Annotated in this window: 26 protein-coding genes; 3 read left to right on the top strand and 23 right to left on the bottom strand. The window is 30.5% G+C overall.

The window, feature by feature from the left end; all coding sequences use genetic code 11:
• Window positions 1-169: 169 nt before the first annotated feature.
• Window positions 170-337, top strand: coding sequence for a hypothetical protein (locus tag B2694_RS14160; protein WP_167402853.1), 168 nt, complete (start codon window positions 170-172; stop codon window positions 335-337).
• Between the two features lie 232 nt (window positions 338-569).
• Here the strand turns inward: B2694_RS14160 and B2694_RS14155 are convergent, their stop codons facing one another.
• The 7 genes from B2694_RS14155 to hflX all read right to left on the bottom strand — a co-directional run bounded on the left by B2694_RS14155 (window position 570) and on the right by hflX (window position 6,664).
• Window positions 570-818 (bottom strand): BhlA/UviB family holin-like peptide, encoded by a 249-nt coding sequence (locus B2694_RS14155; protein WP_346886409.1) that lies wholly within the window; start codon window positions 816-818, stop codon window positions 570-572.
• A gap of 289 nt (window positions 819-1,107) precedes the next feature.
• On the bottom strand, window positions 1,108-1,254 hold the full coding sequence (locus B2694_RS14150; protein WP_346886293.1) for a hypothetical protein: 147 nt from the start codon (window positions 1,252-1,254) through the stop codon (window positions 1,108-1,110).
• Between the two features lie 382 nt (window positions 1,255-1,636).
• Entirely contained in the window at window positions 1,637-2,377 is a 741-nt protein-coding gene (locus tag B2694_RS14145; protein ID WP_035134436.1) for a YebC/PmpR family DNA-binding transcriptional regulator, read from the bottom strand.
• A 95-nt stretch (window positions 2,378-2,472) separates the two neighbouring features.
• Entirely contained in the window at window positions 2,473-3,126 is a 654-nt protein-coding gene (locus B2694_RS14140; protein ID WP_346886292.1) for a YigZ family protein, read from the bottom strand.
• 73 nt (window positions 3,127-3,199) lie between these two features.
• Window positions 3,200-4,108, bottom strand: a complete 909-nt coding sequence (locus tag B2694_RS14135; RefSeq protein WP_346886291.1) for an EamA family transporter — start codon at window positions 4,106-4,108, stop codon at window positions 3,200-3,202.
• Complete coding sequence (locus B2694_RS14130; protein WP_346886290.1) at window positions 4,101-4,805, bottom strand: HEAT repeat domain-containing protein; 705 nt, start codon at window positions 4,803-4,805, stop codon at window positions 4,101-4,103. The genes B2694_RS14135 and B2694_RS14130 overlap by 8 nt, the downstream gene beginning before the upstream one ends.
• A gap of 71 nt (window positions 4,806-4,876) precedes the next feature.
• Window positions 4,877-6,664, bottom strand: coding sequence for a GTPase HflX (hflX, locus tag B2694_RS14125; protein ID WP_346886289.1), 1,788 nt, complete (start codon window positions 6,662-6,664; stop codon window positions 4,877-4,879).
• 151 nt (window positions 6,665-6,815) lie between these two features.
• On the opposite strand from hflX, the gene hpt reads away from it, so the two are divergent.
• Complete coding sequence (gene hpt, locus B2694_RS14120; RefSeq protein WP_035134426.1) at window positions 6,816-7,343, top strand: hypoxanthine phosphoribosyltransferase; 528 nt, start codon at window positions 6,816-6,818, stop codon at window positions 7,341-7,343.
• Between the two features lie 141 nt (window positions 7,344-7,484).
• Here hpt and B2694_RS14115 read toward each other — a convergent pair whose 3' ends face one another.
• Together B2694_RS14115 and yunB are read right to left on the bottom strand one after the other, a co-directional pair.
• Window positions 7,485-8,216 carry a class I SAM-dependent methyltransferase gene (locus tag B2694_RS14115; protein WP_346886288.1) on the bottom strand — a complete coding sequence of 244 codons (732 nt, stop codon included), beginning with the start codon at window positions 8,214-8,216 and terminating at the stop codon, window positions 7,485-7,487.
• Window positions 8,217-8,360: 144 nt separating this feature from the next.
• Window positions 8,361-8,993, bottom strand: coding sequence for a sporulation protein YunB (gene yunB, locus B2694_RS14110; RefSeq protein WP_346870404.1), 633 nt, complete (start codon window positions 8,991-8,993; stop codon window positions 8,361-8,363).
• A gap of 184 nt (window positions 8,994-9,177) precedes the next feature.
• On the opposite strand from yunB, the gene B2694_RS14105 reads away from it, so the two are divergent.
• Window positions 9,178-11,769: a transglycosylase domain-containing protein gene (locus B2694_RS14105; RefSeq protein WP_346886287.1), complete on the top strand. Its 2,592-nt coding sequence runs from the start codon at window positions 9,178-9,180 to the stop codon at window positions 11,767-11,769.
• 72 nt (window positions 11,770-11,841) lie between these two features.
• Here B2694_RS14105 and spoVAE read toward each other — a convergent pair whose 3' ends face one another.
• From spoVAE to B2694_RS14035, 14 genes are all read right to left on the bottom strand, one after another.
• A complete protein-coding gene (gene spoVAE / locus B2694_RS14100) occupies window positions 11,842-12,201 on the bottom strand; it encodes a stage V sporulation protein AE (protein WP_346886286.1) in 360 nt (119 codons plus the stop codon).
• Between the two features lie 2 nt (window positions 12,202-12,203).
• The gene (gene spoVAD, locus B2694_RS14095; protein ID WP_346886285.1) at window positions 12,204-13,223 is read right to left on the bottom strand and encodes a stage V sporulation protein AD; all 1,020 of its coding nucleotides are present in this window, start codon (window positions 13,221-13,223) and stop codon (window positions 12,204-12,206) included.
• A gap of 4 nt (window positions 13,224-13,227) precedes the next feature.
• Window positions 13,228-13,680, bottom strand: a complete 453-nt coding sequence (gene spoVAC, locus B2694_RS14090) for a stage V sporulation protein AC (protein WP_346848631.1) — start codon at window positions 13,678-13,680, stop codon at window positions 13,228-13,230.
• Window positions 13,681-13,945: 265 nt separating this feature from the next.
• The gene (gene sigF, locus B2694_RS14085) at window positions 13,946-14,701 is read right to left on the bottom strand and encodes an RNA polymerase sporulation sigma factor SigF (protein WP_035134413.1); all 756 of its coding nucleotides are present in this window, start codon (window positions 14,699-14,701) and stop codon (window positions 13,946-13,948) included.
• Window positions 14,702-14,710: 9 nt separating this feature from the next.
• The gene (gene spoIIAB, locus B2694_RS14080) at window positions 14,711-15,142 is read right to left on the bottom strand and encodes an anti-sigma F factor (protein WP_346886284.1); all 432 of its coding nucleotides are present in this window, start codon (window positions 15,140-15,142) and stop codon (window positions 14,711-14,713) included.
• A 17-nt stretch (window positions 15,143-15,159) separates the two neighbouring features.
• The gene (gene spoIIAA / locus B2694_RS14075; RefSeq protein WP_346886283.1) at window positions 15,160-15,495 is read right to left on the bottom strand and encodes an anti-sigma F factor antagonist; all 336 of its coding nucleotides are present in this window, start codon (window positions 15,493-15,495) and stop codon (window positions 15,160-15,162) included.
• A 410-nt stretch (window positions 15,496-15,905) separates the two neighbouring features.
• A complete protein-coding gene (locus B2694_RS14070) occupies window positions 15,906-16,541 on the bottom strand; it encodes a cyclodeaminase/cyclohydrolase family protein (RefSeq protein WP_346886282.1) in 636 nt (211 codons plus the stop codon).
• 17 nt (window positions 16,542-16,558) lie between these two features.
• Window positions 16,559-17,815 carry an imidazolonepropionase gene (hutI, locus tag B2694_RS14065; protein WP_346886281.1) on the bottom strand — a complete coding sequence of 419 codons (1,257 nt, stop codon included), beginning with the start codon at window positions 17,813-17,815 and terminating at the stop codon, window positions 16,559-16,561.
• A 22-nt stretch (window positions 17,816-17,837) separates the two neighbouring features.
• Entirely contained in the window at window positions 17,838-18,734 is an 897-nt protein-coding gene (gene ftcD / locus B2694_RS14060; protein ID WP_346886280.1) for a glutamate formimidoyltransferase, read from the bottom strand.
• Between the two features lie 116 nt (window positions 18,735-18,850).
• A complete protein-coding gene (gene hutH / locus B2694_RS14055) occupies window positions 18,851-20,374 on the bottom strand; it encodes a histidine ammonia-lyase (RefSeq protein WP_346886279.1) in 1,524 nt (507 codons plus the stop codon).
• A gap of 285 nt (window positions 20,375-20,659) precedes the next feature.
• Window positions 20,660-21,544 (bottom strand): DMT family transporter, encoded by an 885-nt coding sequence (locus B2694_RS14050; protein WP_035134402.1) that lies wholly within the window; start codon window positions 21,542-21,544, stop codon window positions 20,660-20,662.
• A gap of 196 nt (window positions 21,545-21,740) precedes the next feature.
• On the bottom strand, window positions 21,741-22,415 hold the full coding sequence (locus B2694_RS14045; protein ID WP_414632736.1) for a sugar transferase: 675 nt from the start codon (window positions 22,413-22,415) through the stop codon (window positions 21,741-21,743).
• A 218-nt stretch (window positions 22,416-22,633) separates the two neighbouring features.
• A complete protein-coding gene (locus B2694_RS14040) occupies window positions 22,634-23,803 on the bottom strand; it encodes a DegT/DnrJ/EryC1/StrS aminotransferase family protein (RefSeq protein ID WP_346886278.1) in 1,170 nt (389 codons plus the stop codon).
• A gap of 11 nt (window positions 23,804-23,814) precedes the next feature.
• Window positions 23,815-24,843: a glycosyltransferase family 2 protein gene (locus B2694_RS14035; RefSeq protein ID WP_346886277.1), complete on the bottom strand. Its 1,029-nt coding sequence runs from the start codon at window positions 24,841-24,843 to the stop codon at window positions 23,815-23,817.
• Window positions 24,844-24,895 lie beyond the last annotated feature (52 nt).

Here is a 24,895-nt window from a genome sequence, read left to right as displayed (position 1 = left end):
ATTTTATTGTCAATATTATTATGTGTCCAAACATTTAATATATACGTCTAATAAAATGGTAATGTCTCTTTCTAAGGAAGCAAATCCTATACTTTCCTTAATAATTTCTTACTTTAAGGACAAAATAATTGTGTAAGTTATCCTTTATATAATTTAAGGAGGTGTTTTTATGGTTGATAATAATAAAAGTCGTCTTAAGGATAGAAAAAGAAGTCAAGCTGAACTTAGAAAAATGTATCCAAAGGATGGAGCTGACGTAGGAATAATCGATGGAGTTAAAATAGGCTCCTATGCTAATAGCAAAGACCATTCTGAGAAGGACGAAATAACCTATTAATAAAGATTAGCAGAGAAGTCTTTATAGAAATTTCTAATTTACTAGATGTATTATTAAAAAATTTCCCTATATAACTATTTATATAGGGAAATCTTTAAATATATAAATATATGCCTATTTCGCTAGTTAAATAGTTAACTAGTTGTTCTGTCCATGCGGGTTTCAAGGATTTTCATATAGGACTCTTATGATTTTATATAAGAATTAATGCTTTAATTATATTTTTGACTTATTAACTTTTTCTCATATAATTTTTTAGCTCCCCTACATCCTTCTTTAGATCTTCCACATCTTTTTTCACTTCATCTACTATCCTTAATTTATCGGTAAGGTGTGATATTACATCTTGATAATTTTTTTCTCTTTCTTCTTGCTTCACATCTCTTTTTTCTTGAGCTTTTAGTATATAAAATAATAAAAATATACTTAGTACAGCCCAAATACCTTGGGATAAAGCTACCTTTAGAATTTCATTCTCCATCATTTATTTCACACTCCTTACTTGATATATTTATTTATTAGTAAGACTGTAATGACGTTTTGCTAAGAGAACACACTTTTTGTTTATTATTTACATGCTTAAAGCTTACAAATTAATATATAATATAAAAGTATTCTATTTTACAGTTATAAATTATCTGATAATTCTGAAAATTAATTATCCATTTCCACTTCATTAAATATGAATTTTATCTAGACTATAATAACCTAATATAAGGATTTCTTGATGTAATTTACTAATGTTCCTTCAGATAAGTTAAAGATATTTACTAATTGAATAAATTATTTTTAGCATAGTCACATCTTAGCTTCCTTGATAAAATATTAGTAATAGAATCAAATTTAATTAACAATGATTCCATACTATTCTTATCATAAGGTTTTGCTTTTTTCACTAGAGTCACTATTAACCCCATTCTATACATCCTCCTTAAAATTACTTAATAAAATAAGAAGTTATTTTATGTAAAAGACAACTAGTTCAATTATCATTTATGATATTTTGTTATAGTTTATGCTAGAATCAATAATAATACAACTAATAAAGCCTAAAATGGATGAAACGCAACATGAAATTCAATAAGAGTATCATTAAGGGTATATTGTTATTAATAATGCAACATTAAAGTTAAATTATGAGGTTGCAAGTCACTTACTATCCTATTTATAGAAAGCAACTTGCAATTTTAAACATATATCCTTATACATAAAACATAATCATTATGTGTCATAACCATATTATTTATTAGTAATTAATGAATAAATTTCAAAGTTAGCAATACTAACGGTTACTCACTACTAACCTTCCCATCCTTCTGGGAATTCAGCATTATGATATACATTTTGTACATCATCATCATCTTCTAAAACATCTAACATTTTTTGGAATTTAGTCGCAACTTCTTCATTAATTTCAGTGTATGTGTCTGGAATCATTTTAACATCTGCTTCTAAGAATTCTATTCCATTAGACTCTAAAGCTTCTCTCACAGTACCAAAGTCTTCTGGAGTTGTAGTTACTACAAATACTTCATCTTCAGCTACAAAGTCCTCAGCACCTGCATCTAAAGCCATCATCATTAACTCATCTTCATCTACTGAATCAGTTTTTTCTATGATGATTTCACCTTTACTTTGGAACATGAATCCTACACATCCAACGGTTCCCATATTTCCACCTTGTTTAGAGAAGGCGTATCTTACATTTCCTGCTGTTCTATTTTTATTCTCAGTAAGACACTCAACTATAACTGCTATTCCTTCTGGTCCATATCCTTCATAGATTATAGTTTCATAGTTTACTGCACTTAACTCTCCTGCAGCTTTTTTAATTGCTCTAGTAATTGTATCATTAGGCATATTAGCTGCTTTTGCTTTTGCTATAACGTCTCTAAGCTTAGCATTTGTCTCTGGATTAGAGCCACCGTTTTTAGCTGCAACAACTATTTCCTTACCTATTTTAGTAAATATTTTACCTCTCTTAGCATCTGCTTTACCCTTTTTAGCTTGGATATTATGCCACTTTGAATGTCCTGACATATTAACTTCCTCCTGTACTATATATATAATTATTAACTTTAAAATCAATGTACCTATTATAACATAATATGTCTAATAATTTCAAATTTCAAGAGCTATCCTTCAATAGCTCTATAATATCTGTATCCTTCTTTAAGTAAATACTCTTCATCCTCTTCACATATAGTTACTTTTCCACTAGTAGCCTCTACAAAATCTGCAATTATTGTTTCCTTATTTTCTACCTCTGTGAACAGTGATAACTCCACTTTATCTGTATATATGGTATCTTCAATATGCCAATTATTTGTACCACATATGTATTGTATTTTACCTATTAAGTCATATTCTAAAGTAAATCTTAATTTTAAGCCCTTTACTTTTTCTACAATACCTGCTTCTTCAATGGCTGAAGAGGCTCCTTTAGAGTAAGCTCTGATTAGTCCGCCTCCCCCTAAAAGAATACCACCAAAGTAACGAGTAACTACCACCGCTACATCGGTTAAATCATTTTTCTTTATAACTTCTAAAACTGGAATACCTGCTGTTCCTTGGGGTTCCCCGTCATCACTGTATCTTTGTATGCCTTTATTTTCTCCCACTATATAAGTATAAACATTGTGGGTTGCTTCTTTATGCATACTCTTTATTTCATTTACAAAGTTCTTTGCTTCTTCTTCAGTATTTACTCTCTTTATGTATCCTATAAATGTAGATTTCTTTTCTTGAAATTCTGAAGTAGCACTCCCTTTCACTGTAAAATAACTCATATTTAAGCCCCCTCTATAATATTTAAAATAGATTTCTGTACTCTAAACCATAATGAAGATTTCTCGAAGACTGTTAGCTCATAAGTATTATGGCTATTATGGTAAGTACTATAGCAGTAATCTCCTTCTTCCCTAACTTTTCTTTAAAGAATATAACTCCACAAAAGTTTGTGATTAAAATAGTTCCTGCACTTACCATCGGAAAGGCTATAACTGCTCTTACATCTTCTAAGCCCTTTATTAAAAAGCTTGGCATTAATACATTAGGAATACCTACCATGACACCAAAACACATATCTATTAACTTTACTTTTCTATTTTTAATAATTAACATAATTAAGCTTATAGTAAATCCTGTTAGGAAAGTATAAAATAAATATAAACTTTTATATTGTACCATACCAAAGTTTTGAAATAGCTTTGTTACAAAATCTCCTCCACCAGCTAGTATAAAAAGAAGTATTAAATCTACTTTCATAGTATCTTTAACCTTTTGTTCTTCTTTGTTATTTAGATTTATAACTATTATAGCTATGATAGACAAGATTATTCCTAATATAGGTAATAATTCTATGGTCTCTCCTAATAGTATAACAGATAAAATTGTAGGTATTAATACTCCTAGCTTCATAAAAGTTGCAGATACAGATACTCCATTCTTTCCTACAGATTTTTGATATAGAATAAAACTTAAAAAATATAAGATACCTGTTATTATACCTAGAATTATTGCTAAAGCTCCTGTTCCTTCTTTAGAGAAAAGTTGTCCACTTATAAGTACCTGATTAAATTCCTGCATAAACATAGAAAACCAATTTATGTGGAAAATATTTAAACTTCCCATCATTATTATACTTGCCATCATTCCTGATAGATAATTTATGCTAGTTACCATATATCTATTACTTTCTCTGCCTTCACTAAACTTAAATACAATAGCTATTAAAGAACTGCATAATATTGATAATAAAATATTAATCATTATTTTTATCTCCGTCACTTATATCTTGAAAATTTAATTCTTCATTTTCTCTTTGGTTAATATAATTCTCACAAGCCTTTTTAATATACTCTTTATCAGTACTATTAAATAAAGCTCGAATTTTATCATCGGCTTCTCCACTGCTTATCTTCTGTAAGGACTTAACTGCATAACTTATTACTTGAGGATTTTTATCCTCCAAAGCTCTAATAAGGGCTCTCTCAGCTCTGGAATCACCTATTTTTCCAAGAGCTGAAATTGCCATTCTTCTAATATTTACATGATTATTAACCGTTGCCTTTATAAGTATGTCTACGGTGACATTACTTCTAAGTTCACCCATGATCCATATGGCGGCTTCTTTGTCCTTAAGTCCTAGCTCCATATAATTTTTAATTAAAAAATGAATTAGCTTTTCTTTATTAACTCTATCTAAACTATTCAAAACCAAAATTCTTTCTTCCTTAGCTGCTAAGATTAAGGATTTAAATAGATCTGATGACGATTCACTTTTTACTAAAAACCTGTATTTTATTTTACAATTTATAAGATGTTTTTGAACTGTGGCTCTATCTAAATTTCTAATTTTACATATAGCTTCTATAGATTTTCCTTCTAAGCTTAGAAAATAGCTGATTTCTTCATCACTATAATTTTCAATGAAATTCCAATCATATTTAACTAATCCTGTACTCAAATTTTCTCCCTACTCTCCCCTTCGAATAATGCTCTAACTTCGATCCTAACAATATAATGATACTTTAGTTACTACTCTATAATATATTTTGAACTTTTATTATAGACCTCATCATCACCTTGAACTACAAGAATAGTACCTTCTTCACCGTACTCTTCACTTTCTACCAGCGCATTTCTATGTAGATATGCAACTGATGATGAATCGCTATATGGTATTAATACCTTAAAGGTTTTTAATTTATACGGAAGTATTTCTGTACATCTATTTAGCAACTCTTCAAAATTGATTTTATGTTTAGCTGAAACTTCTAAAATAGAGTAGTTATTAAATGTTTCCTTTAAAGAATTTAAAATATCATCATTAGAATTATCAATTTTATTGAGCACCAATAAAGTTGGCTTATCTCCTGCACCTAATTCCTTAAGTACTTCCTCTACCACTGTTATTTGCTTTTCTGCTGCATTACTAAATGCATCTACTACGTGAAGTAATAAGTCTGAATAAACTACCTCTTCTAAAGTTGATTTAAAAGCTTCTACTAAATCGTGAGGTAATTTTCTTATAAAGCCTACAGTGTCTGTTACTGTGGCAACTCTATTGTCTGGAAGAGCCATAGCCCTGGTTGTAATATCTAAGGTTGCAAATAACATATCAGCTTCAAAAACTTTTTCTTTTACCGTAGCTGACTTAACTGGTGAGTATTCACAAAGAGCATTTCTAAGGGTAGATTTTCCTGCATTAGTATATCCCACTAATGATATCTTAGAAATATTATCCTTACTTCTTCTTTCTCTTTGGGTTGCTCTTATACTTTTTATCTTTTCTAATTCTTTATTTAAATCATAGATAGTATCTCTGATCTTTCTTTTGTCTGTCTCTAGCTTTTTCTCTCCTGGTCCCTTTGTTCCTATACCTCCTCCTGTTCTTGAAAGCATAGTTCCTAATCCACTAAGCCTGCTTAATCTGTATTTTAACTGGGATAACTCTACCTGAATTTTAGATTCCTTACTTCTGGCTCTCCTTGCAAATATCTCTAAGATAAGAGTAGTTCTATCAATTACCTTTGTTCCTATGGCTTGCTCTAGATTTCTTACTTGAGATCCTGATAATTCCTCATCAAATATTACTACATTGGCTCTTAGTGACTGTCTTAAATATGCTATTTCTTCAACCTTACCACTACCTATAAAATAAGCTGAATCAATTTTATTACGTTTTTGAAGTATTTCAAAAACTGGCTCTACATCACAGGCTTTAGTAAGTTCCTTTAACTCAGCTAGGCTTTCCTCATCTTCTATAGATACTAATATTGCTCTTTCTGAATTATCTTCCACTATGTTATCTACTTTAAAAACATCTTCAATATATCTAACCTTATCTAAAAACTTGTAGCTTAAAACTTTATTGATAGTTAAATTTTCAACTTCTTCTTCTATGAGCATGTTATCCTTCACATCACAGAAACCCATATTATAAATTAGAGGTTTATCCTCTGATACACCAATTGCAACTATACAATCTAGTTTTAATTTTAGAAGTGCAGATAAATCTAATGCGGATAGTTTAGGATTTCCATTGGGATGGGTATGGATTACTCTCACTTGAGATAATCTTCCCTCTCTAGTGTCAATCATAGGAACTTCAACTGTTGAGCTGTCTCCGATGGCAACACTAACAACACTTCCTTTTCTATCTATAGCAACGCTAACCTCTCTTTCAATTTCAAGGGTAACCGCTCTTAGAAGTTCTGCTAACTCTTCAGTTAATATATCTGATTTTTGAAATCTCATATCATATATAGTATCTAACTTTTTCAAGATGAAGTTTTTAACTCCATCAGTATTTCCATTTATCATATAATCATCTCCAAACTTTATTTTTTCTTTATTAATAATTTTTCTACATTAAACAAACACTGCATTCTTATACATTTTATACTATTGACAATTTCACCTTAATTTTATACTATGAAAACATTAATGTAAATATAAATTGAGGTGTGATTACATGGAAGATAAACAAAGAAATGTTCTCTTTTCTAGAGAAGAAATCAATGAGGCTGTAGTTAAAATTGGAGCAAAAATTTCTAAGGACTATGAGGGAAAATCTGTTTACGTATTATCTCTACTTAGAGGAAGCTTCATATTTGCTGCTGACTTAGTTAGAGAAATTACTGTACCTACAACTATAGGTTTTATGACTACATCAAGCTATGGTCATGGTGAAGAAACTAGTGGTACTTGTAAAATAGTTCAAGATGTACCTGATAATATTGAAGGTATGGATGTACTTGTAGTAGATGACATTGTAGATAGTGGTATTACTATGAACTTTGTGGTTGAACACGTTAAAAAGTTAGGTGCTAAAAGTGTAAAATGCTGTACTCTTTTAGACAAACCAGAAAGAAGAACTGTAGAAATATCTCCAGACTATTGTTGTTTTGAGATTCCTGATTTATTTGTAGTTGGATATGGCTTAAATTATGGTGACTTATACAGAAATATTCCTTACATATTTAACTGGGAATCTAAATAATAATCTTACAAATGTTTTAAATACTTAATATATATTAATAGAAGAAAAAACATGAAAACATACTAAAAGCTAATATTAACTTATTAACTTCTAGTATGTTTTTTTATTTATTAAATTATATATTTACATTACTATAATTTTCTACTTAATAGCTTCTACTATTAAAGGAAGAGCATTTCCTGTATAGGTACTTCTATTAAAATCATCGTAGCTCCAGGATTTTTCAAATCCAATTTCCTTTAACATTTCAAATAACTCTTCATTTTCTAACATAAATAGATCTACTGTATTTTCTAAAATCTCATTATTTTCTTTATCAGTTATTCTTCCCGTAAACTTTACAATATCACTATCTGGTTTAATACTATAAAACCTTTGAAATTTAACTTTAGGACCATCAATAAGAGGCAATTCTTTAATATTCTCTCTCTTCACCTTGTCAAAATTAATAGTTTGAATACATAATGGTGAATCCTTTTTTAATACTTCATAGCATCCTTTTAAAAATTCTTTTATTTGACTTTTTCCTCCTAGGTGAGGAAGTACATTCCCTATACATACAATACCATTAAACTCTTCTCCAAAGGACTTAGCTATAGTTTTCATATCCATAACTTCAAACTTCAAAGTATCACTTTCCTTATACTTATCCTTAGCTATTCTTATCATTTCTTGGTCTAAGTCTATGCCTAAAGCTCTATATCCTTGTGAAGAAATATATTCTGTAGTTTCTCCAGTACTACATCCAATATCTAAAACAAATCCACCCTTTTCTATATTCTTTAAAGCAAACTTCTTTTTACCTAATGGTGCTGGAAAAATATCATCATAATATTTAGCTAAGGCATTATAAAATTTTATACATTGATCCATATTACTCATCTCCTGTTCTTTAATTATTTATTCTATAGGAAATTCCTACTATTTAAATTAATTATATATTTTCATATATCTATATTTATTTACATAAATAGTACACTATAAAAAGAATTTATTCAGTGATTAGCATCACACTTTCTAATTACCGTTAAGATCCATTTGTATTGCAGTACTTGGTACCCTTCCAACTATAATGGTTTCAACTATAGGTATTTCATTAACTATTTCTAACTCACTAGAAGATACTGCCATAATCATCTTTACTCTAGTGGTGGTTTCTATATAAATTTTATGCCTAGTTTGATTTATTCCTGCATCTTCAAATTCGGATATATATCTAGTAGTAATATGCCCTATAGGCCTCATTCTTATTTTTACATCTGGACCAAATCTACCTAAAATATTATTTTTAGTCACATATCCCATGGGTATCTTTATGTCTACTTTAGATTTTTCCTCTAATTCATCTTGTGCTTTTAATACAGTCAATGTAGCAATTTCACTTAGTTTTAAAGTATCTGCTGACATCATTATGATGTTTCCATCATTATCCTTATCAAATTTTATTATATCATTATAATTAAAATTCTTAGAGTATTCCTGGAAAATTGTTTTATTTATTGTATTAGTGACCTCTGCTCTCATCTGTGCATCTGCCACTAATTTTACCGTTGGCATTATAATTTTATCTAAAGTATATATAAAAGTTATTAAAAAAGTCATAATTAAAAAAATTATTATGGTAAATTTTAACTTCAAAGATGATTTCATAGTATTACTCCTTTATAAATGTGGTATAATGTTAATAAATGTATAATGTGTTACATAAAATTATTCAATATCCAATATATGTATATGTATAAGAACTTCATTGAAGAATACTATATTGTATTTATACTAGCATATAAGTTATAATATAGTATCGAAGATATGTTCATCATAAAAGGAGGAGAATATGGGAGAAAATAAAAAAATTAAACCTAAGCAAAAAAAGCCCAAGAAGAAAAGTCGTAAAGTCTTTAAAGTAATATATATAGTTTTACTACTTTTAATAATAACTTGTGCAGCTGCTGGTTTTGGTATTATATCTGGCATGATTAAAACAGCTCCAGAGCTTGATCTTGATATATTTTTATCTAATGGAGAAACTACACTTCTATATGACAATAAAGGAAAAGAAATGGATGAGTATAAGACTCCTGAAAAAAGAATCTCTGTAGATATATCTACAGTACCTAAATATCTACAGGACGCCTTTGTAAGTATTGAAGATCAACGATTTTTAGAACATAAAGGTGTTGACATAAGAAGACTTGGAGGAGCTGTAATCCAAGATGCTAAAATAATTCTTGGTTTATCTAATGATGAAATCCAAGGTGCATCAACTATTACTCAACAGTTGGTTAAGTATAAGTTTTTCCTTGAAGATTCTATAAATAATAGGGCTAATATAGAAAGAAAAGTTCAAGAGATTTATTTGGCACGTAAGTTAGAAAAGCTTCTATCTAAGGAACAAATTCTTAACGAATACATGAATACTATCTTTTTAGGCGGTAACGCTCACGGAATTGAAGCTGCTTCAACCATGTATTTTGGAAAATCTGTAGCAGATGGTTTAACCCTTAAGCAATGTGCATTTTTAGCAAGTGCTGCTCAGAATCCAACTATATCTTATATGAATGCCTATGAAGCCTTTGAAAAGAAAGAAGCCTTTGACTCACCAAGAACTAAATTGGTTCTTGCTAAAATGCTAGAGCTGGGAAAAATAACTCAAGAGGAATATGATACTGCTTTAGCAGAACCTCTTATGCTAAATTTCTCAACTTTAGAGGGTGACAAAATGGTTTATGAATGGTTTTCAAGACCTGTAATAAAACAAGTGGCAAAGGATTTAATGAAAACCTATGGATATACTGAAGCTGAAGCCTATGAAAAAATCACCTTTGGTGGTTTAAGAATATATACAACCATGGATAGAAAACTTCAGGATTCAGTACAAAAAATTATGAACAATTATCTTAAAGATACTCAAGGCTCTAAGGCAGATGGAGTTCAAGCCTCTGCTATAATAACAGATTATCTTAAGGGTGAAGTTAAAGTTATAATTGGTGGTATTGGTGATCAACCAGCTATGTCTTATAATAGAGCTATCTCTGTTGGAAAGGATGGTCAAACCTTCCTACGTTCACCAGGTTCTAGTATAAAGCCACTTACTGTATATGCTCCAGCTATTGAAGGTAAAACTTTAACTGCAGGGTCAGTATTTGTAGATGGTCCATTACCAACTTCTATTGGTTCTAAATATCCAGATAAAGGCAGTTCCTACGTTCCACAGAACTGGAATTATGTATTTGACGGATATATTACTATCCGTGATGCTCTTGCTCTTTCTAAAAATACCGTGGCAGTATCTGTAGTTGATAGAATAGGTTTAGATACGTCAGCATCCTATGGAGAAAAATTTGGATTAAGTATAACTGATAGAGATAGAACTAGTATTTCTGCTTTATCTCTAGGTGAAATAGATGGAACTACACCTTATGAAATGGCTCAAGCCTTTGGTACCTTTGGAAATCAAGGAAATATGACTACTTCAAGAATATATACTAAGGTTACTGATAAGAATGGTAAAGTTCTACTTGAGCCAAAACTTGAATCTAAGCAAGTAATTTCTCCACAAACAGCTTATATTGTTTATGATATGCTTGAAGGTTCTGTGAACAACACAGGTCCACAAGCAAGATTTGGGAATATGGAAGTTAGGGGTAAAACTGGTACCTCTGAATCTACCAAAAACCTTTATTTCAGCGGATTAACTCCTTACTACTCAGGCGCTGTATGGATGGGTTATGATAATAGTAAGGAATTACCTTTTACTAGTAGTAGCGTTCCAGCTGGTCTATGGGGTAATATTATGGCAGCAGCTCATGAGGGACTTGAATATAAATCTCTTCAGGCTCCTGGTGGATTAACTAGTGCTTATATTTCTAAAGATTCTGGAACCCTTCCAACGGCGCTTACTAAGAGGGATCCTAGGGGAAATAGAATTTACTCTGAAATCTTTATAAGTGGTACTCAACCAACTACTCTGGATAATATCCATGTGGAACTTGACGTTGTAAAGGCTGCTGATGGTAAATATTACTTACCTTCTGATAAAACACCTAAAGGTAAAATACAAAAAGTAGTATTTATAACTCGTGATACTAGATTATATTCTGGTAACATGCTTGATAATAAATACCTAGCTCCAGTGGCTAAAGATCCTACAGAATATAAGGTTGAAGAAAAAGATAAAGACAAGGATAAAGATAAAGAAAAAGATAAAGACAAGGATAAAGATAAAATACCTAATCCTAATAAACCTGGTGAAAATACAAATCCTGGTGATACAACTACACCTCCTGTAGGCCCATCTAATCCTGGTGGTGATACTGGAAATGAAGGTAACACTGGAAATAGTGAAAATAAGCCTGAAGCTTTCAATCATCTGTTAAATATCTATACTATGATCCCTAAAATATTTAGTAATAGTATAAGAGGCTAAATAATTCTATTATAAAACTATAAAATTAAAGTCTTCTCAAATACACAAATTTGAGAAGACTTTTTATATGCTTTACTTCGTTTTAGAGTCAAATAGTACTGACATTAGGTATCCAAATACTACAGCAGCCGCTATGCCTGCAGAAGTAGCACTTACACCTCCTGTGACAATTCCTAATAAACCATTTTTATCAACTTCCTCCATAACACCTTTAGCTAAGGAATATCCAAATCCAGGTAGAGGAATCCTAGCTCCCGATAAACCAAACTCAGCTATCTTTTCATATATGCCAAATCCTTGAAGAACTACCCCTGATACTACAAAGATAACTAATATTCTAGATGGAGTTAATTTTGTGGTATCCATTAAAACTTGACCTATTACACAAATGATTCCACCAACTACAAAAACCCTTAGAAAATCTCCCCACATATTTATTCACCCCCAAACTCTAGAGCAATGGCATGGGCTATACCTGGTATAGTTTCACCTTGATAGTTAGATATGGTGCTTAGAAGAGCTCCTGTAGCAATTAGTAACACCTTTTTATACTTTTTCTGTATCATTCCTTTATAAATCATACTACTCATAACTGTAGCAGAACATCCTGCTCCACTACCTCCACAGTTGGTACTCTGAGATTTACAATCAAATATTTCATCACCACAATCAATATAATTTGTTCCTATATTATAGCCATATTCCTTTAATAACTCAGTAGTTATTTGCTTACCAACAGAACCTAAATCTCCACTGACAATGATGTCGTAATCACTAGGCTTTCTACCTGTGTCTTGAAAATGTTGTTTTATAGTATCAACTGCTGCTGGAGCCATGGCTGCTCCCATTTCATTAGGATCAGTTATTCCATAATCCTTTACCTTACCAAGGGTAATATGAGTTACACGAGGTACATTATTTCCCTTTTTAGCTAATACCACTGCTGCTGCACCTGTAACTGTCCATTGAGATGATGGAGCTCGTTGACTTCCCATTTCTAGAGGTACTCTAAACTGACGCTCTGATGACGAGAAATGAGATGAAGATACTGCCATCATATGATTACCTATATCTGCTTCTAAACATATTGATGCTAGTGAAAGTGCTTCTATAAATGTTGAACATGCCCCATATAAACCCAAAAATGGAATATCTACTTCTCTTGCCATAAAACAAGATGGCATTAATTGATTTATTAAATCCCCAGCAAAAACATAAGAGATATCTTGTTCTTTAAGGTGTGCTTTTTTAAGTACTTCTTGAACTACATGTAATTGCATTTTACTTTCTGCCGATTCAAAGGTCTTACAACCACATAAATCATCCTCTAGAATCTCGTCAAAATTATCCTTTAATGGACCTTCCCCTTCTTTGGGACCAACAACGGTATATGTAGCTATAAGTCTTGGTTTTGTCAATAATTCTACTGTTTGTAATCCTACTTTTCTTCCCATATTATTACCACCTAAAAATATAATATAATATTCCAAGTATAACAGAGGCACTAATGCTATAAACAAGCACTGGTCCTGCTATAGTAAACATCTTTGATGCAACTCCAAACACATATCCTTCTTTTTTAAATTCTATGGCTGGTGATACAATAGAGTTTGCAAAGCCTGTTATTGGGACTACCGATCCAGCCCCTGCATAATCTCCAATTCTGTCATATATACCTATCCCTGTTAAAAGGGCTCCTAGAAATATCATAATAACTGTTTCCCATGCAGTAGCTTGTAATTTATCTTGACCTAAATAAATCAATGTTTTAAAAATAATCTCTCCAACTACACATATTAATCCACCAGTCCAAAAGGCTCTGAAAGAATTCTTAAATATAGTAGGTTTAGGTTTGGAACTTTCATATACATTTTGAAACTTAGCTTTTATTTTAGTTTCTTTTACTTTCATTATTATCCTCCTAACATCAAAATTGTAAAAGTATTAATGATAGTATCTGCATTTTACTAAAATTTAAACAAAAAAAGATGCTTACGCATCTTTTTCAAATTTACAAATTAAAAACTTATGATTTTTTTAACCTTCGAAGAAGCTAAGAACTCTGTTTACCCGATGACTATCAGCTCTAATACTCCCACTTCTTCAAAGTGGTAGTAAAGAGCTGCTACGTCCCTGGATAACGATTTCTAACCTTCGAAGAAGCTAAGAACTCTGTTTACCCCGATAGCCTATCTCTCATGATTTTTAGAACTTTTTTTTCAATTCTTGAAACTTGTACTTGACTTATGCCCATCATCTTAGCTACTTGAATTTGAGTTTTATCTTTAAAATATCTAAGTATTATAATTTGCCTTGATTTAACATCCAATTTATTTAAGGCTTCCTTCAATGCTAGCTTATCAATTACCTCATTATCTTCTTCATAATCCTCACTAAGCTTATCTATAAGTAATACTGGAGCTCCGTCATCTTGATGAATAGTGTCATATAGGTATTGCATGCTACTAGCAGATTCTAGTGCAGTGATTATATCTTCTTTATCTACTTTTGAATAATCTGATAATTCTTCAATGGTGGGTTCTCTTCCGAGTTCTTTGGTTAATGCATCCTTATCATAGTGTAACTTTCTAGCCGTATTTTTAATGCTTCTACTTACCTTTATCATTCCATCATCTCTTAAAAATCTTTTTATTTCTCCTATAATCATTGGAACAGCATATGTAGAAAATTTTACATTAAAGTTCTCATCAAAGTTATTTATAGCTTTCACTAGGCCTATGCATCCTATTTGAAATATATCATCGTACTCATAGCCTCTATTTAAAAACTTTTTGCTTATAGAAGAAACTAAAGGTAAATTCATTTCTGTTAAATATTCTAAAGCTTCATTATCTCCTTCTTTAGCCCGTTTTATAAGTTCCTTATTATCGTCATAATTATAGTTATTATTTCTATGAATTTTCTCACTCATATTTTTCACCTATCTTACAGTGTTGAAAGCTTTTTTCATTGTTACAGTTGTTCCCTCACCCTTTACAGATTCTACTATTAGGCTATCCATAAAAGTTTCCATAACTGTGAAGCCCATTCCTGATCTCTCTAGGTCAGGTCTAGATGTATATAGAGGTTGCATTGCCATATCTACATTATCTATTCCCGCACCATTATCTATTACTTTTACTGTAAACTCATTATCAATAATTGTAGCCTCTAATTTTACAAAGTTACCTTCACTTTCATTGCCATAGCCATGAATAATTGCATTGGTAACTGCTTCTGATACTGCAGTTTTTATATCACTAAGCTCGTCTAATGTAGGATCTAACTGCGCAGCAAAAGCTGCTATTACAACTCTTGCAAAGCTTTCATTTTTAGATAAACTACTAAATTCAACTTTGATTTTATTTTCCATATCATTAATTCCTCCCACTAAATGTTCCTTAGTGCTTCTTCAACATTTTCATACATTGAAATTATTTTAAACATACCTGAAAGTTCAAATATTCTCTTAACTGTAGGTGTGACATTTGTTAAGCACACCTTGCCACCCCTTAAGGACATCTTCTTATATCTTCCTATTACTGCTCCAATTCCTGAACTATCCATAAAATTCACACCAGAAAAATTAAAAATTAAAGCCTTATATCCATCTTTATCTAAAATATCATCAATCCTAGTTCTAACTTCTTCTGCACTGTGATGATCAAGTTCTCCTTGAAGTGTAACTATGATTTTGTCATCTAATGGTTCAAACCTAAGTAACATACGCTTCCCTCCAACCTATATTATATTCATAAATTTTTACATTTAGAACATACACTAATTATACACTATATTGTTAATTCGTTACAGTTTTTTCCAAAATTTATTTGAGAAATTTAATACAAAAATATTTACATGTCAACATATTTTTACATTCATCGCCTTCATTATTTTACATTTAAGCATAATTTTCATATTTACACAAATAATATTGATTTAAAACTTAGCAACTTAGCATAATAAAAATTAGAGGTATCGCTTCTCTGTATCTTTTTAATTTAAAAATTATTTAGTGAGTTCTTCATAGTTATAACTATATTTATAACTATAATCTTATTAAAAAAGAGAATGCACTCAATGGATATTCTTCCCTGAGACATTCTCTTTTATATAGTGTTTGTAATTATCTTAAGCTACATATGTTGATTTACAATAGCTAATATCTCTTTTTGCTTTTTCATACCATCTTCACTTAATTTTTTTAATTCACTTCTAATTTCCTCTGTATAAGCTTCATCCTTTATAGAAGAAAGATTTATTTTTACATTTAAAATTGCTCCTTCTATAGCACTTTGAGCCAATAATGCTGCTACACCACCATCAGAAATAGCGTTTTTATTACCATATTTAACGCATACAAGAATTCCTTCATAAATTTCATAGGATCTTCTTGCTACTTTTAATGGTACTTGTGTTGCCGCCTTATACCCTAATTGTATTTTACTACTTCTAACAGCTTTTTCTTCATCAGTATCCTTAGGCATTTTAAATGCAGCCATAAGTTCATTGAAAGCTTCTGTATCTTCATTCATAAGGTCTAAGAATTCATCCTTTTCTCTTCCTGATACTTCTAAATATTTATTTACTAATGCTTTTTCTTCCCCATTTAATGCTTCATAAGCTTTTTTGCCTACAGTTAAGTTAAAAACCATTGATGATAATGCACTAGATAATGATGCACAAAGAGCTGCTACACTTCCTCCACCTGGAGCTGGTGAATTTGAACCTAATTCTCCAATAAACTCTCTCACAGTTTTTGTATCTAACATAAATATTCCTCCTGTAATTACTTATTTTTTTCTCTATCTACAACTATCTTACCATTTTTTATTACCTTGTCTATAGAATTTATTCCAAAGTGATAAACTAGATAATTTAAGTTTTTGCTATTAAATATAGCTATATCTGCCTTTTTACCTTTTTCTATAGAACCTACAGATTTTTCTCTATTAATAGCACAAGCTGCATTTATAGTCATAGCATTGATTATCTCATTAGGAAGCATTCTCATTCCGAAACATGCAAAGGTCATAACATTTTGCATGGATTCAGTAGGAGATGTTCCTGGGTTACAATCTGTAGCAAGTGCAACGGCCACGTTATTATCAATCATATCTCTTGCCCTTGCAAACTTACCAAGCATTAAATAGAAAGCTGTAGATGGTAATAATACCGCTACCACATCATTTTCACTTAAAGCCTTTATTCCTTCATCAGAAGCTGCTATTAAATGCTCTGCTGAAATACATTTCAACTCTCCTGCAAGCTCTGCTCCCTTAACAGATTCAACTTCATCACCATGAAGCTTGAGTTTCATTCCATATTCTCTACCCTTTTCAAGGATTTTTCTACATTCCTCAGTAGTGAATACTCCTTCTTCACAGAAGCAATCTATAAATTCTGCTAAATTTTCTTTTGCTATACCTGGTATCATTTCTTCCATTATAAGTTTTATAAAACCTTCTCTATCACTTTTATATTCCTTAGGAATAGCGTGGGCTCCCATAAAAGTAGATACCACATCTATTGGATGAGTCTTATCCAATCTTTTATTTACTTCTAATATTTTTTTCTCGGTCTCTAAGTCTAAACCATAGCCTGATTTGCTCTCTACAGTAGTTGTACCGTGATTTAACATTATATTAAGTCTACTTTTAGCTTCTGCTACTAATTCATCTAGAGATGCTTTTCTAGTGTTTTCTACGGTACTTAATATTCCTCCACCCATATTTAGGATTTCAATATATCCTACCTTATTTAATTTTAGCGGTAATTCATTTTCACGACTTCCACTATAAACTAAATGAGTATGGGGATCTACAAGTCCCGGTGTAACTGTTTTGCCTTTACCACTAATAATTATGGTATCTTCATCTATATAGGATTTATATTCCTCATCTTTTCCTACAACAGATATTATCTCATCTTCTATAAATACAAAACCATTTTCTATGATATTGGCATCATTCATTTCCTTGCCTTTTTTTCTATGGCTACCTTCACAGGTAACCAGGCAATCAATATTCTTAATTAATATAGACATGTCTTTCAACTCCTAAGCTATTTTATTCGCTTATTCTTCTTTCTAGTATTTGATCCATGGAGAAATTCTCTATTTGAAGATAGTACTCAGCACTATTGATTAAAGCAGCCATTGGTACAAGTCCTATAACTTCACTACCAACTACTGGTACTCCATAGCGTTTTGCTTCCATCTTAACCATTTCAAAAGCTCTGTATACTGCTGTTTTTTCATAGTTTACTAAGTTCATAGATACTTGTGCTATATTTCTATCTTCAAGCATTACTCCCATAGCCTTTGCAAATCTTAATCCACCACCTAAATGTCTAACTGTCTTAGCAATAGTATCTGCTATTTGTAAATTGTCTGTTCCTAAATTTACATTGAAGGCTACTAAAGGTTGTCTTGCAGCAATAGCAACGCATCCACCCTTAACATTAACTTCTTTTGGACCATAGTCTGGTGCCCATTTATCTTCTTTTATTTTTTCAAAGAAGCCTTCATATTGACCTTTTCTTACCGTTGCTAAATTTTCTCTATGTGAAGCTGTAGCAGCTTTTTCATATAAATATACTGGAATATTAAATTTTTCTGCAATTACTTTACCAACTCTATTAGCTATTTCTACGCACTCTTCCATGGTAATCCCATCGATAGGTACAAATGGAACTACATCTAGAGCACCCATTCTTGGATGAGCTCCTGTATGAGCACTCATATCTATATTTTCATAAACCTTTTCTGCCATATTTATTATCGCTTTCTCTAGAGCTTCTGGTTCTCCTACCACAGTAACAACAGATCTGTTATGGTCTGCATCACTAGAATAGTCTAGTAACTTTACTCCCTCTACTCCTCTAAATACATTTACTATAGCTTCAATTTTTTCCTTGTCTCTACCTTCACTAAAGTTAGGTATACATTCTACTATTCTTGCCATAATTAACTCCTCCTATTTATTTGTAGTTGATACCAATACCTGTATTTATAGATATTGGTATCACTTTTTATTTTTAAATTATAATATACTAATTCTTTAAAATCTTTAGGGTTGTATTAATAATTAACCTTAACTACTTCTTCAACTTTATTAGCTAGTTCTCCACTACGAAGAAGATCTGTAACCTTATCTATCTCTTTATACATAACTACATCATTTTCTATAAAGTTAACTACATTTCTAACTGATTCATAGGCAACCTTAGTTCCTTTACCTAAAGTATAATCCTCTCTAAAATCGATAGCTTGACATGCCGCTAAAATTTCAGTAGCTACTACTCTCTCTGCATTTCTTATTATATCCCTTGCCTTTCTAGCTGCTATTGTACCCATGCTAACATGATCTTCTTGGTTCGCAGAAGAAGGTATTGAATCAACACTAGCAGGATGAGCAAGGATTTTATTTTCAGAAACTAAAGCTGCTGCTGCATATTGAGTTATCATAAATCCAGAATTTAAGCCACCATGTTTAACAAGAAAAGCTGGAAGATCATTTAATTGATAGTTAATTAATCTTTCAAGTCTTCTTTCAGATACATTGGCAATTTCACTCATAGCTATACCTAAGAAGTCAAAAGTTAATGCCATAGGTTGACCATGGAAGTTTCCTCCTGAAATAACGTCTCCTTCCTCTGTTACTATTGGATTATCTGTTACTGAATTAATCTCTATTTCTACTTTATGTTTTGCATAATTTAATGCATCCTTAGAAGCTCCATGAATTTGTGGTATACATCTTAAAGTATATGCATCCTGTACTCTAATTTCCCCTTGAGATGTCACAAGAGAACTTCCATCTACTAAAGCTAATATGTTCTTTGCTGTTTCAATTTGCCCTTCATGAGGACGTATGTTATGAGTTCTTAAATCAAAAGCATCTCTTATTCCTCTTAGTGCTTCTACTGTTAATGCAGCAGCTATATCGCCACTCTTAATTAAGTTTATTCCATCCCATAAAGCCAAAGCTCCAACAGCAGTCATAACTTGAGTACCATTAATTAATGCAAGACCTTCTTTAGCTATTAATTGAACTACTTCTATACCAGCTTTATTCATAGCTTCTCTACCACTTATTATTTCACCCTGATACTCAGCTTCTCCTTCTCCTAACATTGGTAATACCATATGAGATAATGGTGCTAAATCACCAGATGCTCCTAAAGACCCTTTCTCCGGTATTACTGGATGAACTCTCTTATTTAGCATAGCCACCAAGGTTTGTAGTGTTGATAATCTTATTCCTGAGTATCCTTTGGATAAAGCATTAGCTCTAAGCAAAATTATTGTTCTCACTATATCTGTATCAAGGCTGTTTCCAAAGCCACAAGCATGAGATATAATTAAATTTCTTTGAAGAGTTTTGCAATCTTCACCTGATATAGATACATCAGAAAATTTTCCAAACCCTGTAGTTATTCCGTAGACTACTCTATCTTCTTCAACAATTTTATCTACAATTCCTCTAGATTTTTCTACTCTTTTTATGGCTTCTTCACTAAGCTCAACTTGATAATTATTTCTAGCCACATTTACTATATCTTCAAGTCTTAGATCATTTCCATTGATTATTACTTTATTCATTAATATCTCCCCTTTACAATATACTTTCCTATATAATTACTATTCTTTATAAAATCAAAATAACCTTTTAATAACCCGTTCTGAATATTATGAATATTTTTAATGTATTATCATTTTAACTTACTAAAGAATTAGTTATTTACCTAAATAAATTGTTAAAATAGTATTATTCTTCTCTATTGTTTAAACAAAAAAATTTATACTATATTCATGTTTTATATATAATTTTATAATCTTAAAAGACTGTATCAGAATAGTTTTGCAATTTACACTGATACAGTCTTCCTAATTCCTAATGGTATCCTTAGCCAATTCAATCATGGCTAAGATAATAATAGTACTTCCAATTATTATTTTAAAAGATATGGATTCTCCTAAAATAATAACTCCTAAAACTAAAGATACTATAGGCTCTAAAGCACTAAAAATAGCTGAATTAGTCGGTCCTATTAACTTTACTCCTTTTAGGAATGCCATTAATGCAACAACAGTAGATATAAATGCAATCAACAATATAGATATAATTCCATAAAAATTGATTGGATTATTAAAACTATTAGTAACAATTCCTGTAGTACTTCCAACTATTGCTGAAATTATAGATATGTAGAAAGTCATAACATAACTATCTATATTTTTAACTTTATCATTAGAAGCGCCTAGGACGTATATAGCATAACATAATGCAGATAACAATACCAATACTACTCCAATAGTATTAATGCTTCCAACCTTAATATCTAACATTATAAATACACCTATAGTAGTTACCATTAAATATAAAAACTTTTTTAATTTGAATTTTTCTTTGTATATTATTATGGATAAAATCATAACCATTAAAGGATATGTATGTAATATCATTCCTGCTATACCTACATCTATATAATTATATGCTATGAATAATAGTATAGATGTCATAGAATATCCTATCACTCCCATAAATAATATAAGTTTTATTTGTTCTTTACTTACCCTAAGTGAAAGTTTTTTAGTTTTTATATATATAAACAGTATTATAGATGCAAAAGTAAACCTTAGAGCTAAGGTATTTATTGGATTTGCACCACCTTTATATGCAAGCTTTGCTAAAATGGGCATTATTCCAAAGGCTATAGATGCTATTGCAATATAAAAAATCCCCTTAATTTTATTGCTACTCTTATCCATGATTTTACCCCTCCCCTACTAAATCGACATGTATATTAAAATTTTAATATATATGAAAGGTACATCACAAATTAATTCTATACTTATATCTATTATTATTACAGCTGTGTTCGTGCTATTATTCTTTGTAACTACATCTGTATTCTTTTAGTATATAACCTTGTTTAAACCTAAAATAATTATTTCTATTCTATCTTTAAAAAGCTCCCTCTCTCTTAAATACTTTAAAAAAAGTAGTAAATAATATTTTTATATCATACCAAATAGAAAAGTTACATATATAAGTTAAATCATAGTAAATAGTTTTTCCTAATTCTATCTCTCCTCTTCCACTAACTTGTGCAAGTCCTGTTATTCCAGGTAATACTAATAATCTTTGATAATAGTTTTCTGGATAATATTTTACAACTTCAGGTATTTCTGGTCTTGGTCCAACTAAGCTCATATGGCCAAATAAAACATTAAATAATTGTGGTATTTCATCAAGGCTTGTGTTTCTCAAAAAACTACCTACTTTTGTTATTCTATTATCACTCTTACTCTGAAATACAAAGTTATCCATATTAGTTGGATCTATTTGCAATTCTCTCTTGCTTTCAGCTGATATCACCATAGTTCTAAATTTATATATGGTAAAATTTTTTCTATCTTTTCCTACTCTAACTTGCTTAAATAATACTGGCCCCTTACTATCTAGTTTTATTGCTATAGCAATAATTAAATATATGGGTGATAATAATACTATTCCTATAATCGATAGTATCATATCAAAAACTCTTTTTAAAAAAAATTGCATTTTTTTATTTTCTATTTTTTCTTTTTTATCTATTACTATATTGTTCTCCAAAATATTTCCTCCTTGTACGAACATAAGACTATTATATCATTTATTTTACAAAAAAAATATTTTTTAATTATTATGAATTTATTAATTTGTATTTATCATGCATGAGTTAATATCATATATTTTTAATGCTAAAGCCTATATTTCATACAATTTAATTAATTGTTATATTTATATAAATCATAAAGTAAAAGACTTAATTCTACTTTAAAAGAACTAAGTCTTTAGCATAATATAGTAAGATATTATTTATGATTTTCTTTTATTATATTAGTAACTGCATTAATCACATCTTCAACATCATCATCATTCATCTTTGGATACAATGGTAATGAAAGTATAGTATCAAAGTAACTTTCAGCTACTGGGAAGTCACCTTCCTTATAACCAAAATTCTCTCTATAGTAGCTCATTAAATGTACTGGTATAAAATGAACACTGGTACCTATGTTAGCTTCTCCCATAAGTTCTATAAACTTATCTCTATCAATTGTAAGTTTATCCAGCTCTAGTCTTACTACATAAAGATGCCATGAATGAGTAGTATAATCTGCTTCTGGTGGAAGTTTAATTCCATCAAGCGTAGAAAAGCCTTCTTCATATTTTTTTACAATTTCTTTCCTTCTATCTTGCATTGCAGATAATTTATTCATTTGTGTCTTCGCAAGAGCTGCTTGAATGTCGAACATATTATACTTATGACCCGGATATTCTATATCATATCTCCAAGCTCCACCTTTTCCATATCTATTCCATGCTGCTTTGCTCATGCCATGAGTTGACATTACTCTTGCTTTTTCAGCTATGTCTTCACTGTTAGTTGTAAGCATTCCACCTTCGCCTGTACATATATTTTTAGTTGCATAGAAACTAAAGGATGCACAATCACCTTTTTTACCTATTAAATCACCCTTATAAAAAGTATCAATTGCATGAGCTGCATCTTCTGATACAAAAAGATCATATTTTTCTGCTATAGCTCTAATTTTATCCATATCACAAGCATGACCTGTATAATGTACTGGAACTATAGCAGTAGTTTTATCTGTTATCTTCTCTTCTATCTTATTTGCATCTATACAAAATGTTTCTGGATCTACATCTACAAATACAGGAGTTGCTCCTACATGAATTATTGTATTAGCTGTAGCTGCAAAAGTAATTGGAGTTGTTATAACCTCATCTCCAGGTTTAACTCCCCCAGCTATCAAGGCAATATGTAATGCAGCTGTAGCAGAATTCATAGCAACAGCATATTTAGAACCTGTATATTCTGCAAATCTCTTTTCAAATTCTATAGTTCTTGGTCCTTTAGCTACCCATCCTGATTTTAATGTTTCTACAACCTCATTTATATCTTCATCATCAATTAGCGGCACTGCATAAGGTAAAAAAGTTTCTCTTTTTTTATACATATAAATTCTCCTTATCTTGACATTTCCGTATTTTTACTTATTTTTTTATTCGATTTAAATAAATAAAAATGAATCAGTCCTTCTAAAAATCCAATTCCATAACTAATATGTAATATAGGAAATATTATGGATGTATATTTGAATAATTTTCTTTTTTGTTTTGTAATTTTAAAGGATTCAAATAAATCACTTATTATGTATATTCCTAATACACTCATCCATATATAGAATATTGGCTTAAATAATATACTTAATAAAATCCCTAAGACATTTCCTAATACAAACATCATAGGAATTAGGTGTCTTATAGATGCAGTTTTACCATGTTTTTGCATAACTCTAACTTTCCAAAATCCATATTGATAATATTGTTTCCATAATTTTTTTAAGGAGCCTCTGCTATAGTAAACTGATTTAATACAAGGTGATAATAATATTTTATATCCATTTTTTATCACTCTAAAATTCAATTCATCATCTTGATTTCTAACTAACTCCTCATCAAAATATCCTATTTCATTCAATACTTCTTTCCTGTAACCTCCAAAAGCTACAGTATCAACAAATACTTCATGTTGAGCATATCTAAAAAGTGCATTTCCAACTCCAAAAGGCGAGCTCATAGCTAGAGATATTGCTTGCCCAACCTCATTCTCACTTACTGTTTCTATTGGGCCACCTACACAACCTATTTCCATATCTTTATACAACAACTTTACATTGTTCTCTACAAACTTTTCATTAGCATAAGCATGGGATCCAAAAATTATTATTATGTTAGAATTGCTATATTCTATCCCGCAATTCATACCTTTAGGTGCAGTCAATTCTTTATTATCTATTAATTTTACATTTTCATAATTACTTTCATATTTTTTTATTATTTCTCTACTTCCATCTATAGACATACCATCACATATCAATATTTCATATAAATTGGGGGGATAAGTTTGCTTTAAAAATGAATCAATACACTTTCCAATATACTTTTTTTCATTTCTGCAGGGTATTACTATAGAAACTGTTTTAGTAAATTCCATACTTTCACGTCCTAAATAATTAATTTATTACATACTGCTCTCCTTGAAGCAA

Source organism: Clostridium sp. UBA4395 (assembly GCF_002390995.1).
GTDB lineage: Bacteria > Bacillota > Clostridia > Clostridiales > Clostridiaceae > Clostridium_J > Clostridium_J sulfidigenes.
Note: the sequence above shows the minus strand (reverse complement) of the source record. Positions and strands in the feature narration are given on the sequence as shown.